Source organism: Roseobacter sp. GAI101, from assembly GCF_000156335.1.
In the GTDB taxonomy this organism is placed as follows: Bacteria; Pseudomonadota; Alphaproteobacteria; order Rhodobacterales; family Rhodobacteraceae; genus Sulfitobacter.
Window position 1 is genome coordinate 3,121,128 of sequence record NZ_DS999213.1, and the last position, 16,856, is coordinate 3,137,983.

16 protein-coding genes are annotated in these 16,856 nt (G+C 57.4%); 10 read left to right on the forward strand and 6 right to left on the reverse strand.

From position 1 onward, the window contains the following. Positions 1 to 101: 101 nt before the first annotated feature. Complete coding sequence (locus RGAI101_RS14585) at positions 102 to 1,655, forward strand: alanine/glycine:cation symporter family protein (protein WP_037229643.1); 1,554 nt, start codon at positions 102 to 104, stop codon at positions 1,653 to 1,655. 76 nt (positions 1,656 to 1,731) lie between these two features. Then, positions 1,732 to 2,343 (forward strand): nicotinate-nucleotide adenylyltransferase, encoded by a 612-nt coding sequence (locus RGAI101_RS14590; RefSeq protein ID WP_037228396.1) that lies wholly within the window; start codon positions 1,732 to 1,734, stop codon positions 2,341 to 2,343. Here RGAI101_RS14590 and RGAI101_RS14595 read toward each other — a convergent pair. Further along, a complete protein-coding gene (locus RGAI101_RS14595; RefSeq protein WP_008227362.1) occupies positions 2,326 to 3,150 on the reverse strand; it encodes a DMT family transporter in 825 nt (274 codons plus the stop codon). The genes RGAI101_RS14590 and RGAI101_RS14595 overlap by 18 nt on opposite strands. A gap of 89 nt (positions 3,151 to 3,239) precedes the next feature. Between RGAI101_RS14595 and dacB the strand changes: the two genes are divergently transcribed. After that, positions 3,240 to 4,733: a D-alanyl-D-alanine carboxypeptidase/D-alanyl-D-alanine endopeptidase gene (gene dacB / locus RGAI101_RS14600; protein ID WP_008226769.1), complete on the forward strand. Its 1,494-nt coding sequence runs from the start codon at positions 3,240 to 3,242 to the stop codon at positions 4,731 to 4,733. A gap of 51 nt (positions 4,734 to 4,784) precedes the next feature. On the opposite strand, the gene RGAI101_RS14605 is transcribed toward dacB, so the two are convergent. Then, positions 4,785 to 5,207, reverse strand: coding sequence for a tellurite resistance TerB family protein (locus RGAI101_RS14605; protein ID WP_008229269.1), 423 nt, complete (start codon positions 5,205 to 5,207; stop codon positions 4,785 to 4,787). Between the two features lie 118 nt (positions 5,208 to 5,325). Here RGAI101_RS14605 and RGAI101_RS14610 point away from each other — a divergent pair, with 118 nt between their 5' ends. The 3 genes from RGAI101_RS14610 (at position 5,326) to RGAI101_RS14620 (ending at position 9,872) form a co-directional block, all read left to right on the forward strand. Further along, a complete protein-coding gene (locus tag RGAI101_RS14610) occupies positions 5,326 to 6,906 on the forward strand; it encodes a lysine--tRNA ligase (protein WP_037228398.1) in 1,581 nt (526 codons plus the stop codon). 61 nt (positions 6,907 to 6,967) lie between these two features. Then, the gene (locus RGAI101_RS14615; RefSeq protein WP_008229461.1) at positions 6,968 to 7,381 is read left to right on the forward strand and encodes a DUF4864 domain-containing protein; all 414 of its coding nucleotides are present in this window, start codon (positions 6,968 to 6,970) and stop codon (positions 7,379 to 7,381) included. Positions 7,382 to 7,583: 202 nt separating this feature from the next. Continuing rightward, positions 7,584 to 9,872, forward strand: coding sequence for a glycosyl hydrolase family 28-related protein (locus RGAI101_RS14620; protein WP_008227468.1), 2,289 nt, complete (start codon positions 7,584 to 7,586; stop codon positions 9,870 to 9,872). A gap of 36 nt (positions 9,873 to 9,908) precedes the next feature. On the opposite strand, the gene RGAI101_RS14625 is transcribed toward RGAI101_RS14620, so the two are convergent. The 4 genes from RGAI101_RS14625 to RGAI101_RS14640 form a co-directional block, all read right to left on the reverse strand. Next, complete coding sequence (locus RGAI101_RS14625) at positions 9,909 to 10,580, reverse strand: hypothetical protein (RefSeq protein ID WP_008226555.1); 672 nt, start codon at positions 10,578 to 10,580, stop codon at positions 9,909 to 9,911. Between the two features lie 136 nt (positions 10,581 to 10,716). Beyond that, the gene (locus RGAI101_RS14630) at positions 10,717 to 10,902 is read right to left on the reverse strand and encodes a PLDc N-terminal domain-containing protein (RefSeq protein WP_008228860.1); all 186 of its coding nucleotides are present in this window, start codon (positions 10,900 to 10,902) and stop codon (positions 10,717 to 10,719) included. Between the two features lie 186 nt (positions 10,903 to 11,088). Continuing rightward, entirely contained in the window at positions 11,089 to 13,305 is a 2,217-nt protein-coding gene (gene uvrB / locus RGAI101_RS14635; RefSeq protein ID WP_008228471.1) for an excinuclease ABC subunit UvrB, read from the reverse strand. Positions 13,306 to 13,374: 69 nt separating this feature from the next. Further along, complete coding sequence (locus RGAI101_RS14640) at positions 13,375 to 13,659, reverse strand: hypothetical protein (RefSeq protein ID WP_037228402.1); 285 nt, start codon at positions 13,657 to 13,659, stop codon at positions 13,375 to 13,377. A 139-nt stretch (positions 13,660 to 13,798) separates the two neighbouring features. On the opposite strand from RGAI101_RS14640, the gene RGAI101_RS14645 reads away from it, so the two are divergent. The 4 genes from RGAI101_RS14645 (at position 13,799) to RGAI101_RS14660 (ending at position 16,853) form a co-directional block, all read left to right on the forward strand. Continuing rightward, positions 13,799 to 14,110 (forward strand): ETC complex I subunit, encoded by a 312-nt coding sequence (locus RGAI101_RS14645; protein WP_037228405.1) that lies wholly within the window; start codon positions 13,799 to 13,801, stop codon positions 14,108 to 14,110. A gap of 413 nt (positions 14,111 to 14,523) precedes the next feature. Next, positions 14,524 to 15,015: an Lrp/AsnC family transcriptional regulator gene (locus RGAI101_RS14650; RefSeq protein WP_008225176.1), complete on the forward strand. Its 492-nt coding sequence runs from the start codon at positions 14,524 to 14,526 to the stop codon at positions 15,013 to 15,015. Between the two features lie 161 nt (positions 15,016 to 15,176). After that, the gene (locus tag RGAI101_RS14655) at positions 15,177 to 16,319 is read left to right on the forward strand and encodes a glycine cleavage T C-terminal barrel domain-containing protein (protein WP_008224978.1); all 1,143 of its coding nucleotides are present in this window, start codon (positions 15,177 to 15,179) and stop codon (positions 16,317 to 16,319) included. Between the two features lie 84 nt (positions 16,320 to 16,403). Continuing rightward, positions 16,404 to 16,853 (forward strand): OsmC family protein, encoded by a 450-nt coding sequence (locus RGAI101_RS14660; RefSeq protein WP_008226582.1) that lies wholly within the window; start codon positions 16,404 to 16,406, stop codon positions 16,851 to 16,853. Positions 16,854 to 16,856: the final 3 nt, after the last annotated feature.

The following is a 16,856-nucleotide window of genomic DNA, read 5'->3' on the forward strand; positions in this document are numbered from 1 at the left end:
AAATCGTCGTGGGTCGTGTCGGCCTGCGCGGATTGAAAGAACGTATGTTTGGCCGTTGCCGCCAGCGTGCCGGTCACGATCATTCCATGAAAGGGCGAATAATGAATAAGTTTCTTACAACGGGGCTTGGGGCTGCTGCTGCATCCGCCTTGCCTGCCATCGCATCGGCCCAAGAGGCCGTTGGCCTGGATCAACGTATCAACGATATTTTCGCCGGCTCGACCGGCTGGTTTGTCAATTTGATCTTCATGTCGCTGCCGGGCACGAACTTTCCATGGATCGTGTTGTGGCTGGTTGTGGCTGCAACCGTTTTCACCCTCTATTTCGGCTTTATCCAGATCAAGGCCTTTGGTCATGCCATCGCGCTGGTCAAGGGCGACTACTCCGACCCCGAAGACGCGGGCGAGGTCAGCCATTTCCAAGCCCTGACGACAGCGCTTTCGGGGACGGTCGGCCTTGGAAACATCGCGGGTGTTGCGGTGGCCGTCGGGATCGGCGGGCCGGGTGCCACCTTCTGGATGATCCTTGCGGGCCTTTTGGGCATGGCGTCAAAGTTTACCGAATGTACGCTGGGCGTAAAATACCGCAATGAATACGCTGACGGTACCGTTTCAGGGGGTCCGATGTATTACATGACCAAGGGCTTCAAGGAACGCGGCCTGCCCTTGGGCGGGTTTCTGGCCATCGTCTTTTCGATCTTTACCATCGGCGGTGCATTGGGCGGCGGGAACATGTTCCAGGCCAATCAGGCGCATGCGCAGATCGCTGGTATCGTCGGGGATTTCCCCGGTTGGATCACGGGCGTCATCTTTGCCGCAATGGTATTCGCGGTCATCGTGGGGGGCATCAAGTCCATCGCGCGGGTCACGGAAAAGGTCGTGCCATTCATGGGCGTCCTTTATGTCGTTGCCGCGTTGATCATCCTGATCGTCGAATATGACAAGATCGGTTGGGCCTTCGGTCAGATCTTTGAAGGCGCGTTCAGCGGGCTTGGCGTTGCCGGTGGCCTTGTCGGGGCGTTGATCCAGGGCTTCAAACGGGCCGCGTTCTCGAACGAGGCGGGCGTCGGGTCTGCTGCGATTGCACACTCTGCCGTGCGTACCAAGGAACCTGTGACCGAAGGCGTTGTGTCGTTGCTTGAGCCGTTCATCGATACGGTTGTGATCTGTACGATGACAGCTTTGGTGATCACCATTTCCGGCGTTTTGGTGACGGATCCCGCAACCGGTCAGTTCATCCTGAACGAAGCAGGCACGTCGATCATGACCGTTGACGGCTCAAGCGGTGTCCAGTTGACATCGGCGGCTTTTGCAACCGGATTTAGCTGGTTCCCCTATGTGCTGGCTGTCGCGGTCATCCTGTTCGCGTTCTCAACGATGATCAGCTGGTCCTATTACGGCCTGAAAGCGTGGACCTATCTGGTGGGCGAAGGGAAAACTAAGGAGATCGTGTTCAAGGTCATCTTCTGCTTCTTCATCATCGTCGGGGCTGCGGCCAATCTGGGCGCTGTCATCGATTTCTCGGATGCGATGATCTTTGCCATGGCGGTTGTGAACATCACGGCGCTGTATTTCCTGATGCCCATCGTCAAGCGCGAGATGAACAGCTATTTCCGCCGGTTGAAAACTGGCGAATTGAAGAAGTTCGTCGATTGATAAGCGCTTAACGCGATTGACAAAACGGGCATGCTGCTCTCCTTTCGGCCCCTGATGCACTTCGGGGGCCGTTTTTATGGGCTATCCATTACCATATGCTGCGCCGGGACAGGTGATCGGCCTATTGGGCGGCTCTTTTGACCCGGCCCACGCGGGACATGCACACATCACCCGCGAGGCGCTCAAGCGGTTCGGGCTGGACCGTGTCTGGTGGATGGTCAGCCCCGGCAACCCCTTGAAAGAACATGGTCCGGCCCCTTTGGACCAACGCATGGCCCGCGCGCGCGCGGTGATGCAGCACCCCCGCGTCGAGGTCACGGATATCGAGGCGCAGCTTGGCACGCGCTATACGGCGCAAACGCTGGCAGCCTTGCGGGCACGGTACCCGGCGGTCCGGTTCGTGTGGTTGATGGGGGCGGATAATCTGGCGCAGTTGCATCTGTGGCAGGACTGGCAGCAGATCGTGGAAACCGTGCCGATCGGGGTGCTGGCCCGCCCCGGTCAGCGTATTTCGGCCCGGATGAGCCGTGCCGCGACGCTTTATGCGCCTTACCGGATTGCGGGACGGCACAGTCATCTTTTGGGGCGCGCGCAGGCCCCTGCGTGGTGCTTTGTGAATGTGCCGATGATGGACGTCAGTTCAAGCGCGATCCGCGCGTCCGGAAAGTGGTCAGCGCAGCCGGGTTGAGGTGATGCCAGCACCCAGAATCACCGCCAGCCCGATCCATGTCAGTAAGTCAGGCAATGCGCCGAACAGCAGCCAGCCAAGGGCGACGGCCGACAGCAATTGGAAATAGATCATCGGCGCGATCTTGGTGGCGGGGGCCAACCTGTAGGCATAGAGCATCAGCAGATTGCCGAGCATTGAGCAGATCGCGCTGGTGACGGTCAGGGCGGCGACGGGGGCGGTCAGCTGGGGCAGGTGCAGCAAGCCCAGAGGCAGCAACAATCCCGCGCTTATGACGAGCTGGCTGAAGGACAGGGCCAGCGGCGGCGCAAGGCCCGACAGCCAGCGGGACATTGTCAGGAAGATGCCATAGAACGTGCCCGCTGCGAGCGCCCACAACAGACCGGTGCTGACGCCAATGCCGGGGCGCACCACCAACAGCACGCCGACGAAGCCCAGCAAGATCAATGCACTCCGCAGGATCGTGATCGGCTCGCGCAGGAAGACGGCGGCCAGAACATAGCTGAGCAACGGGCCGACGAAAAAGGCCGCAAAGACATTCGCGACGTCTTCGGTTTGCAGGGCGGTCTGGATGCAGGTGATACCACCAGACAGCATCGTGGCACGGACCCAGATCCGCCAGTTCCCGAAGAGCGCGCGGGTCCGGGGCGGCACGAAGGGGATCAGAAACAGCGTCCCGAGCGCAAAGCGCGACCATGCGACAAAGACCGGGGCGACACCCAGTTGAGAGGTCAGTACCTTGCCGGCACTGTCCCCTGCGGGGATGAGTGACATGGCGATGAACATGATAAGGACGGCGCGTTGCATGCGGCTTTGGCTAGCATGGGCAGGCACCAGTGAAAATGTGAAGCGAACATGCTTGTGCCGGATTGTTTGCTCAGGTTTAACTCGGCGGCATGGATAGATTGCTTTCAAGACGTTTTTTCATGGGCTCCGCTGCGGCAAGTGTCTTGGCACCTGCGGCTTTCGCGGCCCCGCCCGATACATCCCTGCGCCCCGTGCTGCGTGGCGCGGACCATTTCCGCAGTGCCGTTCCGAAAGCCGCCGATCTGATTGCGCAGGCCAGGTTGAACGGCCGTGTGGCCTTTGCCGTAGCCGATGCCAAGACGGGTAACATGCTGGAAGAGATGTCGCCGAGCGCGGGCATGCCGCCTGCCAGCGTGACCAAAGCGATTACGGCGCTTTATGCGCTTGATACGCTGGGGGCGGATCACAGGTTCCAGACGCAGTTGCTTGCCACCGGCGGCATTCTGGACGGGGAAGTCCAGGGCGATCTGATCCTTGTGGGCGGGGGCGATCCGACCCTTGATACTGACACGCTGGCGCTGATGGCGGCCAAGCTGAAAGAGACAGGTGTGCGCGCTGTCAAAGGTACTTTCCAGGTCTACGAGGCCAGTCTGCCGGTGCTGGACGGGATTGATCCGAACCAGCCTGACTATGTCAGCTACAATCCGGCGGTGACGGGGGTCGCGCTGAATTTTAATCGGGTCCATTTCGAATGGAAGCGCGCCAGTGACGGTTATGCCGTGACGATGGACGGCAGATCCGCAAAATACCGCCCCGCCGTGGCAATGGCCGCGATGCAGGTCAGTGACCGGGCCACGCCGCTTTATACCTATAGCGACGGGGGCGTGCGTGACAACTGGACGGTGGCAAAGCCGGCGCTTGGGCGAAGCGGGGCGCGTTGGTTGCCCGTGCGCAAGCCCGGACTGTACGCGGGGGATGTCTTTGTCACGATGGCAGGCGCACAAGGTATCCGGTTGCGGGGGCTTGCCATGATTGAAACCCTGCCTGAAGGGGCGGTGCTGGTGACGCAGCAAAGCGCGCCGTTGCGCGATATCATGCGCGATATGCTGAAGTATTCGACCAACCTGACGGCGGAAATGGCCGGTCTTGCGGCAACGATGGCGCGGGGCGGCAAGCCAGACACGCTCAAGGCGTCAGCGGCCGAGATGAACCGCTGGGCCAAGGGGGCATTGGGAATGCGCAACCCGGGATTGGTCGACCACTCGGGGTTGGGCGACGATAGCCGTGTCTCGGTGCGGGACATGTTGTCAGCGTTGATCAAGGTCAACGGGTCCGGGGTTCTGAAGCCTATTCTGAAGACCATCACGATGCGTGATGCAAAGCGAAACCTTGTACCGAACCATCCGATCAAGGTGGTCGCCAAGACAGGCACGCTGAACTTCGTGTCGACCCTGGCGGGTTATATGACCGGCCCGAACGGGCGAGAGATGGCGTTCGCGATTTTCTGTGCGGATGAACCCCGCCGCGCCACTATCGCCCGCGCACAGCGTGCCAGCCCGGATGGCGGGCGCGCATGGAATGTGAATGCCAAGCAACTGCAACAGGGCCTGATTGAAAGATGGGGCACCTACCACGCGGCGTGAGCGGGCGGTTTTTCGAAAAAATCGGTTCGGAGTTTTGAAAATTCCGGTCTGCTAGGTGACGTGGCGCGCCCGCGCACCGCGTTCGATTGCCGCTGCGTGAAGCCGGTCAAGATCCAGCTCGTAGCGGATTTCCTCGAGTAGGCGCAATTCGGTTTCCTCCAATGTGCCATCTGCGGCAGCCACGTCGCAGGCCAGGGCATAGGCCGTTTCGTTCAACCGGTCCGGCAAGGCCCCCTTGATCAACCCGAACAGCGCATCAAGCCCGTCTTCCTGTTCGAACAAGTCAAACACCATCCGGCTGACGGTGCTGATCCGGTCGATGTCATATTGCGCAAAGATCGGCAGCAAGTTCACGGCAGTCTCGATCTTGATCAGCTCGGTCGTGCGGATATCTTCATCCGAGGCCGAGACTGCGATCATCAGCGCCACCAGGCAATCCTGTGCGCTCAGCGTCAGGGACGTATCGTCGTTCATGGGATTTCCTATCTATCAAGCTGTCTTTGTGCAGATTATTGACGCCCCTTCGGGGACGCAATAGGTACGGGCTGCCTGCGCGCATTGGGTGCGGGGCGAAATTGATGGAAAACAAGACATGTCGCAGATGCGTGAAGCAGCCCTAACCAGCAAAGCGTGGCCCTTTGAGGAAGCACGCCGGGTGTTGAAACGCTATGCAAACAAGCCCCCCGAGAAGGGATTCGTGCTGTTCCAGACCGGCTATGGCCCGTCGGGTCTGCCGCACATCGGGACCTTCGGCGAAGTTGCGCGCACGACCATGGTGCGGCGCGCTTTTGAGGTGATCAGCGACATTCCGACCCGTCTGATTTGTTTTTCGGACGATCTGGACGGCATGCGCAAGGTGCCGGGCAATGTGCCGGACCCCGAAGCACTGGCCGAACACTTGCAGCGCCCGCTGACATCTGTGCCTGATCCGTTCGGCACGCATGACAGCTTTGGGGCGCATAACAATGCCATGCTGCGGCGGTTTCTGGATACCTTCGGGTTTGAATACGAGTTCATATCGGCCACCGAATTCTATCGTTCGGGCCAATTTGACGAGGTGCTTTTGCGTGCCGCCGAAAAGTACGACGAGATCATGGCGGTGATGCTGAAATCCCTGCGCGAAGAACGTCGCCAAACCTATTCGATCTTCTTGCCGATCCACCCCGTTACCGGTCGCGTCCTGTATGTGCCGATGAAAGAGGTCAACGCCAAGGAAGGCACGATCACTTTCGACGACGAAGACGGGAGCGAAATGACCCTGCCGCTGACCGGTGGCAACGTAAAACTGCAATGGAAGCCTGACTTTGGGGCCAGATGGGCGGCTTTGGGCGTCGATTTCGAGATGTACGGCAAGGATCACAGTACCAACACGCCGATCTATGACGCCATCTGTCGCATTCTTGGCGGCAAGGCCCCGGAGCATTTCACCTATGAGCTCTTCCTGGATCAGGACGGTCACAAGATTTCCAAATCGTCCGGCAACGGCCTGACGATCGATGAATGGCTGACCTACGCCAGTGCGGAATCGTTGTCTTATTTCATGTATCTCAAGCCCAAGACGGCCAAGCGGATGTATTTCGACGTCATTCCAAAGGCTGTGGATGAATATCATCAGCAGTTGCGAGCGTATGAAACACAGGACGACAAGGGCAAGTTGAACAATCCGGTCTGGCATATTCACGGCGGTGATGTGCCCAAGTCGGATATGATCGTGCCCTATTCGATGCTGTTGAACCTTGCATCGGTATCGTCTGCCGAAGACAAATCGCAACTTTGGGGTTTTATCCAGCGCTATGCGCCTGATGCGACGCCCGAAGACAACCCCGGTATGGATGCGGCTGCAGATCATGCCGTGCGCTATTACAACGACTTTGTGAAGCCGACCAAGGTATTCCGCGCGCCGACCGATCTAGAGCGTGAAGCGTTGGAGGATTTGCAGGCCCAGCTAAAGGCATGGGACGGCGGGTTGGATGCCGAGGCTTTGCAGACGATGGTTTTTGCCGTTGGCAAGGAGCGGTTCGATCCGCTGCGCGACTGGTTCACGGCGCTGTACGAGGTGTTGTTGGGGGCCAGCCAAGGCCCGCGTTTCGGCGGATTCATCGCGCTGTACGGTGTGGATGAAACCATTGCACTGATTGATGATGCGTTGGCGGGCAAGCTGACCGCTGAATGAAACTCTTGCCCTGTGGTGTGCGTGACTTAGGTTTAACCGCATCATCACAGGGAGACAGCCAATGCGCGGCGTATTTGTTTCGGTTCTTTTCGGGGCGTTGCTGACGCTGGTCACGGCCTTTGGCGCGTCAGCCCAGCAGGCCGAGATCGAAGGCACGATCAGCCAGCAGTTCGAAGCCTTCAAGGCGGATGATTTCGACGGCGCGTTTCAATTCGCCAGCCCCATGCTGCAACAGCTTTTCCAGTCGCCCGAGAATTTCAGACGCATGGTGACCACCGGCTATCCGATGGTGCGACGCCCCGCTGAAGTGAAATATCTTGAGCTGCGCGAAATTGCCGGATTTTGGTGGCAAAAGGTGCAAATTACCGACCAGAAGGGCTTTGTTCATCTGCTGGATTACCAGATGACCCAGACAGATGCAGGCTGGCGTATATCGGGTGTTCAACTGCTGGATGCGCCAGCTGTGACGGCCTGATCGCAGGCAAAACTCTCCTTTTCAGAAATTCGCCCGCCTTGGTCCGCCAAGGCGGGTTTTGCCGTTTCAGCGCGCGGTGGTCTTAGACCCGATTAACCGCAGCTGCGTATCCCAGACCCCGTGCCGGTGTGCTGCCGGAGTTTCGCAACTGGTGGGGCGGCGGGCCGGTAGGGCTTGTGGTGGATCTTGGAAAGGGAATTCGATGAACAAGGCGATTACGGATGGGGTGGTATTCACACCCGCAGCGTTTGCAAACGGGCTTGATATGTATTCAAGCGGGGATGGAACCTCTGGATCTGATACATATGCCAACGCGATCAACGCCGCATTCATTACGGCGGATCAGGATTTTGGCGGCGCGCTTGAACTGATCAAGACGCAAAGCACGCAAAAGCTGCGTTATATGGGGCAAACGCCACTTTTGCCGGGGTGCTATTTGCGCATCACGGCAAAGGTCAAGGCGATCAGTGGCAACCTGCCATCGGTCCGGATCGCTGGCTATCCCGCGCTTGGTAATGGGGCGCGCGTGGGCGGGTTGGTCGAATTCGGCACACCGGTTCAACTGACCAGCTACGGCGAGGTTGTCGAAATCAGCGCCATCGTGGGGTCCGGCCAGCGCGGCGGCGTGGATATGGTTTGGGGGACGAACCCGGTTTACGGGCATTTTGGCCTTGATATGACCGGGCAAAATGGCGGCGTGATCCGCATTGACGACCTGCAGATCGAAGACATCACCAGTGCCTTCTTGCTGGATATGCTGGCGCAGGTCGATGTGCGCGATTTCGGTGCCGTGGGGGATGGTGTCACCGACGATACCGCGGCTTTCAACGCGGCGAATGCGGCCGCGGACGGGCGCAGCGTGCTGATTCCCAAGGGGCTGTTCCTTTTGAACGGGGATGTGACGTTCGACACCGAGACGTTATTCGAAGGCAAGCTGGTCATGCCTGCGACAGCGATCCTGTCGCTGCGCCATAACTTTGATCTGCCCCACTACATCGACGCGTTTGAGACCGAAGAAATCGCATTCCGCAAGGCGTTTCAGGCTTTGCTAAGCAACTCTGACCATGAATCCCTGGATATGGGCGGGCGCAAGGTCTATGTGACCGGTCCCATAGACATGCAGGCAGCGACGCCTGAACGCACCAGCTATTCCACCCGCAGGATCATCCGCAACGGACAGTTCGAGGCCGCCAGCAACGGCAATTGGGATACGGTGACGGTGACCTCGCAGGGGACCTATTCGCCGTCGGATGCGCGCAAGCTGACGAATGTAACCAACATCGCCAATATTCCGATCGGTTCCCACATGACGGGCAATGGTGTCGGTCGCGAAATCTATGTGCGTGACGTCAACATCGCCACCAAGGAAATCACCCTGAACGCGCCGCTGTTCGACGCGGCGGGAACGCAGAATTTCAGCTTTTCGCGTTTTCAATACATGCTGGATTTCAGCAACTACCATTCGCTCAGCAAATTTGTTCTGTCCGACATCGAAATCCAGTGCAACAACGTGGCGAGCGGGGTCAATCTGGCACCTTCCGGGGTGACGTTCCACATGCGCGATTGCTTTGTCTCGCGGCCCAAGGATCGCGGCATCACGTCGATCGGTGGCGGGTGTCAGGGGATGTTCATCGACCGCTGCCAGTTCCTGTCCTCCGAGGATGGGCTAAACGTGTCGGAACGCAAAAGCATTGCGATCAACTGCAACGCCAATGACGTGAAAATCCGGGACAACCGCGCGACCCGTTTCCGGCATTTTGCCTTGGTTTCCGGGCAAAACAACATCATTACTGGCAATCATTTTTTTCAGGGTGACACGGTGACAAATGGCATCCGGTCGGCCGGATTGATCATTGCAGCACAGCACACCGGGTCCGTTGTTCATGGCAATTACGTCGATAACTGCTTTATCGAATGGACCAATGAACAAGACCCAGCCCCTGAATACAGCAGCGAATATTCGTTCAGCTCTTTGTCGATCACCGGCAACATCTTTTTGTCGGGCGAGGTGGCCCCGTGGTTCAGCTATATCGTGATCAAGCCGCACGGCGCAGGGCATGTCATCAACGGTTTGACGATCTCCGACAACCGGTTCCGCAGTTTGAATGGCCCGATTGATCACGTCGAACGGATCGATACGACCTATGCGGATATGGACTTTTCGCGGATGCGGAATATCGAGATCACCGGCAATTCGTTCCATGGCGTGAACTATCCCGTCGCCAATCCGGTGCAGGTCGAACATTCGCAAGAAAGCCATGCGCAGACCTGGGTCGTGGATATCGCTGACAGGTTCCCCTTTGGCGGTTGGGCGATTGCCGTGGACAGCATCACGATGGACGGGCCGGTGCGCAACACATCGAATGTCGCGCAGTTTTCGCACCCCTATGTCTTGACAGATCAGGGGCCTGACCGCGATTTGCTGCATCTGGTGTGGAGCGCCAGTGTCAAAGGCGCGATCTTCATGCAGGCGCGCATGGACAAGCGCTAGACTTCATTCAGGCTCCTCATGAGCAGTATGAGGAGCCTAGAAATCGCGCCAGAAAGAAATCTTGAACGCAGTGGCGTCCATATTGCCGATTTGCGTTTCTGTCCCGATCTTCAGCCTGATGTGGGGCCGCTTTTTAAGGGGTCTGACGACAAGGGACGGTGCGATCGACGTGGTCGCGCCGGCATTCACGCGCGCATGAAACACCTGAACCATTACCGAAAAACGGTCGTTGAAATTCATTCCGACAGTGCTGTCGAGCTTGAGCAGATGATTGGCATTATAGACGTCCCATTGAATGGTCGTATCCACCCCCACCCAACCGCTGCGCGTGCCAAGAGTGAAGCCGCGCCCCCACGAAAGCCCGGTGCGCAGATAAGGATTGACGGTTTCGCCCGTCCAGGTCGCGCCGATGCCCAGTTCATAGGCCCAAAGATCCGGCCCCGCTTTATCGCCAATCGGGCGGCGCAGGAATAGTGTCGCGTAGTCTGACCGACCGCTATTCGCCGACATGAGAAATCCCAGCTCGGCCCCCAGCGTCAGATCGTGGCGCACCCCGTATTCAAGGTAGGTCTTCTGACCAAAGTCCAATGTCATCGCGCCACTCGCCGTCAAAGACGAAAAGCCGCTGTCTTTTTCGCGCAGCCAAGCCCCGGCAAAAGCCGAATGCGCCAGGAAAATAGAAAGTAAAGAAACTGAAATGCGAAGCATGTTCAAAATACCGAATTTTCGGGAAGCATGCTAAAAGAAGGTTAATAAGGTTTTTATAATTTGAAATAATTAGGCTATTAAACGACAAAAACCCACAGAGTTATCTGTGGGCTTTCGTTTGAGTGCGTCGCGTTTGTTATACGCTGACGGTGCCGCCTTTTGGACCAGCAATGAGCCATACGATAAAGCCCAAAACAGGGAAGACCACGATGCCGACGATCCAAAGCAACTTCGACAATGTCGAGGCACCAGAGCCGAGAACCTTGACGATTGCATAGATGTCAGCGATAAGTATAATCAGACCCAGAATACCATATTCCATTGTCGTTCTCCTTTTGAGTTGTTCTGCTAGGTGAACGTATTGCTGTTCTGAATCGTTCCCAATTTTATAAAAATTTCTGGAAGCCGGATAATTTAGATTTGCGCAGTTGCGCAGAAATCCAACCGCCAATCGGCGATAGATTTAATCAGCGCAATCGCAAAAGTGGGGCTGGCGGGTAACGAAATCCTATCGTTTTTTCCCGCCATACCGTGACTTGCCGCCGCGCATGCCGCCCCGCCCGCCAGTGGATCGACCCGACGCCTTTTGCGCATCGTCCACAGCCTTGTCGACGGCATACTGCCGCGCCATGGGGTCGTCCGCGATGGCCAGATCGACGGCTTCAAGGCGCTTGACCTCGTCGCGCAAACGGGCGGCTTCTTCGAACTCGAGGTTCTCTGCGGCCTTGCGCATGTCGGTCCGCAACCCGTCCAGCACGGTTTTCAGGTTGCCCCCCGCCAGCGGGTTGTCGATCTTGGCGGTCACGCGGTTCATGTCCACGTCGCCTTTGTAGAGACCGGCAAGGATGTCATCGACGTTCTTCTTGACCGTGGTCGGCGTGATGCCGTGCAGTTCGTTATAGGCGACCTGCTTGGCGCGGCGGCGGTCGGTTTCGCCCATCGCGCGTTCCATCGACCCGGTGATGCGGTCGGCATACATGATCACGCGACCTTCGGCGTTCCGCGCAGCGCGGCCGATCGTCTGGATCAGCGAGGTTTCAGAACGCAGGAAGCCTTCTTTATCCGCATCCAGAATAGCCACCAGCCCGCATTCGGGAATGTCCAGACCCTCGCGCAGAAGGTTGATGCCGATCAGCACGTCGAATGCGCCCAAACGCAGGTCGCGCAGGATTTCGATCCGCTCGATCGTGTCGATGTCGCTGTGCATATAGCGCACACGGATACCCTGTTCATGCATGTATTCGGTCAGATCTTCGGCCATGCGTTTGGTCAGAACGGTGCACAGCGTCCGGTATCCGTCGGCGGCGACCTTGCGGACCTCGTCCAGCAGATCGTCGACCTGCATTTCGACCGGGCGGATTTCGATCATGGGGTCGATCAGGCCGGTGGGGCGGATGATCTGTTCAGTGAAGACGCCGCCGGTCTGCTCAATCTCCCATGCCGCCGGAGTGGCAGAGACGAACACCGATTGCGGGCGCATGGCATCCCATTCCTCGAACTTCAGCGGGCGGTTGTCCATGCAGGACGGCAGGCGGAAACCATGTTCGGCCAGCGTGAACTTGCGCCGATAGTCGCCTTTGTACATGCCGCCGATCTGGGGCACGGATACGTGAGATTCATCAGCGAATACAATCGCATTGTCCGGAATGAACTCGAACAGTGTGGGGGGCGGTTCGCCGGGCGCGCGTCCGGTCAGATAGCGCGAATAGTTCTCGATCCCGTTGCAGACGCCCGTCGCTTCCAGCATCTCGATATCGAAATTGCAGCGCTGCTCAAGCCGTTGTGCTTCCAGCAATTTGCCTTCGCCGACCAACTGGTCCAACCGCATGCGCAGTTCTTTTTTGATCCCGATCACCGCCTGGTTCATGGTCGGTTTCGGCGTCACATAGTGGCTGTTGGCATAGACGCGGATCTGGTCGAACGTGCCGGTCTTTTCCCCGGTCAGCGGGTCGAATTCCGTGATGCTTTCCAGTTCTTCGCCGAAAAACGACAACCGCCAGGCGCGGTCCTCAAGGTGGGCCGGAAAAATCTCGAGACTGTCACCCCGTACACGGAAGGTCCCGCGCTGGAACGCCGCATCGTTGCGTTTATAGGCCTGTGCGATCAGATCGGCGATCACCTGCCGTTGGTCGTAGGATGTGCCGGTTTTCAAGTCCTGCGTCATCGCACCATAGGTTTCGACCGACCCGATGCCGTAGATGCACGAGACAGAAGCGATGATGATGACATCGTCACGCTCCAACAACGCGCGCGTGGCAGAGTGGCGCATCCGGTCGATCTGTTCGTTGATCTGCGATTCCTTCTCGATGAAGGTATCGGATCGCGCGACATAGGCTTCGGGTTGGTAGTAGTCGTAATAACTGACGAAGTATTCGACGGCATTGTCCGGGAAGAAGCCCTTGAATTCGCCGTAAAGCTGCGCGGCCAAGGTTTTGTTCGGGGCAAGGATGATCGCAGGGCGTTGCGTCTCTTCGATCACTTTTGCCATGGTAAAGGTTTTACCCGTTCCCGTCGCCCCCAGCAGCACCTGGTCCCGCTCGCCGGATAGAACGCCCTCGGACAATTCCTTGATCGCGGTGGGTTGGTCGCCTGCGGGGTCAAATTCTGTCGACAGCACAAACCGTTTGCCGCCCTCAAGCTTGGGGCGTTCGCGCACATCTGGTGCGGGGTTGGACAGGTACGCATCTTTGCGTTCCGGTAGGCTGTCGGAATGGGCGTAGGCCATGGCAGGTTCCTTTGGATGACGTCCCTAAGGTGTCATCATTTGCGTCAGGATCAAGGGGTTGCGCGGGTGTTACTTTGTCAGACGCTTGCGGTTTGCACGGACCTTCTTGCTGACGGGGGCCATTGCGGCGGTCATGATCTGATCGGGTCTGCCGCCTGCAATCGCGGTTTTGGTGGCGGCAACATAGGCTTTGGCCAGGGCAGGGCCTTTTTCATTTACCATGCGTTCATTTTCGCCGCGCGCATGTGGCATGGCTCCGGCCATACCCATAAGGCGAAGGGTCATCACAGCATGGGTATCCAGAAACAGGGACACCATCCGGGTACTCAGTTCCATCATTATCAGGGGGGTCATTGGCTTGCTCCGTTGTGCGTCTCTTAATGTGTGCTGCATTGCAGCATTTGCAATGTGAAATGTTTAGCATTGGCGGTGATCGCTTGATCCTTCGGGCAAAATGACCGATATAACATCTAAACCAGCCGGAGATTTCCATATGCGCGCTCGCATTTACCAACCTGCACGAACAGCAATGTCCTCGGGGACCGCAAAGACCCACATCTGGCTGCTCGAGTTCAATCAGGAAAGCGCACGTGAAGTTGACCCGTTGATGGGTTGGACATCCTCGAACGATACCCAGACACAGGTCAAACTGCGATTCGAGACCAAGGAAGAAGCTGTTGAATATGCCCGCTCCCATGGGATTGATGCGGTTGTGCAAGAACCCCACAAACGCCGCGCTAACATCCGCCCAGGCGGCTACGGCGAAAACTTCGCAACGGCCCGTCGTGGTGCGTGGACCCACTAAGGCGCATTAAATCGGGGTAAAGTTGTCTTTGAATCTGGGGCAAGCGACCGCGAAGAGAAACTGAAGTCAATATATAGGGCACCTGACGGGTGCCTTTTTCTATGGCCCTTTTGTTCGTCGCACAGATTAGACCGTATCAGCGTCAGCAGCTAGCATTGAAGGCGCACGCTAAGTTGATGATGCTTGATCACCATTCTTCGCCTCGCTTCCACATGCCGATCTGGCTTGGGTGAAATGCGTGCTTCCTGGACAGGTTCGCCAACATCGTCTCCTCTGATATTTACCAATAAAACCGATAACGGGTCGCAAACGCCCATGCGGATTTTTAGTATTTGCCTGAAATTATGCGTGTAAGGTTCTCTTTAGGGAAAATCGGGCAAGCGGCAGGTCAACGAATTGAAAGAATCACGCGCATGAAAAAACTGGGCCTTGATGCCACGGATATTCGGATCCTCAGCGCAGTCCAGCAGCACGGGCAACTCAGCAAGACGCGTCTGGCCGAACTGGTGAACCTGTCGCCCACGCCGTGCTGGGCACGTCTCGACCGGCTGAAAGCTGCGGGGTATATCCGTGGCTATCACGCCGAGTTGGCTTTGGAGCGTATCGTTGATTTCACGCAGGTTGTTGTCACTGTCTCTCTTGGCTCGCACCGGAAAGCTGAATTCGTTCGCTTTGAGGATTACATCCGAAAGCTTGACGAGGTGACGGATTGCATCGCGACCGGTGGCGGCATGGACTATGTGATGAAAACGGCAACGCCCAGCCTTGCCGCCTTTCAACTGCTCATGGATGAGATGCTTTCGTCCGATCTCGCGATTGAACGCTACATGACATACATCGCGACTCGTCAAATCAAAACCAGCCAGCCCAACCTGGCAAAACTGATCGCGACAAGCGGGAAATAGTCCACAAAGTCTGAACGGACGGATCGTGGCCCGATAATCGGACTGATCGGCCTAACAGAAGCGCGTTATCAAACCAATAGCTCTGCGGATTTCAAATTATATCTTGGCCAGGTTTCATCACTTCACTGGTCTGTCAGGCCACCTGCTATGAGGGCGAAAATATGACACAAGCAGACGACTTTGGCTTCGGCACACAAATCCGCAAATCACCTTATTTCGATGCAACGGTTCGTTGGGGTGCCAAGGGTTTTTCTGTTTATAATCATATGTATATACCGCGTGACTTTGGTGATCCCGAGCAGAACTTCTGGAACCTTGTGAACGAGGCGATCCTGTGTGATGTGGCCGTTGAGCGTCAGGTCGAAATCACCGGGCCGGATGCCGCAAAATTCGTGCAGATGCTGACGCCGCGCGATCTGTCGAAGATGGCCGTAGGCCAGTGCAAATACATCCTGATCACAAATGCGGATGGCGGCATTCTGAACGATCCGATCCTGTTGCGTCTGGCTGAAAACCATTTCTGGATTTCGCTGGCCGACAGCGACATCCTGCTTTGGGCGCAGGGCGTGGCTGTGCATTCGGGCCTGGACGTGCAGATTGGCGAACCTGACGTGTCGCCGCTGCAGCTTCAGGGGCCTAAATCGGGCCTGATCATGCAAGAGCTTTTCGGCGAAAGCATCATGGATCTCAAATACTACTGGCTGCGCGAAGTAGATCTGGATGGCGTTCCGCTGATCGTGTCGCGCACAGGCTGGTCCAGCGAATTGGGCTACGAACTCTATCTGCGGGATGGCTCACGAGGCGATCTGCTTTGGGAGCGGATCATGGCTGCAGGCATGGAGCATGGCCTTAAACCGGGTCACACATCTTCGATCCGCCGGATCGAAGGCGGCATGCTTTCGTATCATGCAGATGCGGACAACAAGACAAATCCCTACGAGCTGGGTTTTGACCGGCTTGTGAACCTCGATATGGACGCGGATTTCATCGGCAAGGACGCGCTGCGTCGCATTAAGGAAAACGGTCCAAAGCGCAAACAAGTTGGTCTGTTGATTGACTGCGACCCGCTGAAAGGTCCGAACACCACGTTCTGGACGGTCAACCAGGGCGGCAAAGAGATTGGCAAAGTAACATCAGCCGTATATTCGCCCCGCCTTGAGAAAAACATCGCGCTGGCGATGGTCGAGGTCGATGCAGCAGTGCTGGGGGCCGAGGTGGAAGTCGTGACAAAGTCCGGCCCGACAAAGGCCACTGTCGTCGAACGCCCCTTCTACGACCCAAAGAAGCAGATCGCGGCGGCATAAATCCCGTTGCATCGCCGGCGGCGCACCCTCTCACCAGAGTGTACGCGCCGCCGGTGCGCCTCATCTTCAGAAGAGATTTCAGATATGTCCGATCTTTCAATCGAGCTGCATTGGCAGCGCGCCGAGCCCGTGTTCGCGACAGGCACCTATTCAAACGCACATACTGTGCAGATGAACCGATTGTATGACATCACGGTGGACTCTGCCCCCGATTGGGGTGGCGATCCGTCAAATACAAACCCCGAGCAGGCGCTGGCGTCAGCGCTTTCAAGCTGCCACATGATGACCTTCCTTGCGCTGGCGGCCAAGGCCGGCTGGCCGGTGGCCAGCTATCACGACTATGCCGAGGCGCATCTTGGCAAGAATCCAAAGGGGCAGATGTCGGTCACGCGGATTGATCTTCATCCTGTGGTGCGGTTCGATACGGGCTTTACCGTCACCGATACGCAAATGGCAGAGATGCAAGAGCGCGCGCACCGGTATTGCTTTATCGCCAACACCCTTGCGGACAGTGTTGAAATCAACATCCGCTAACCC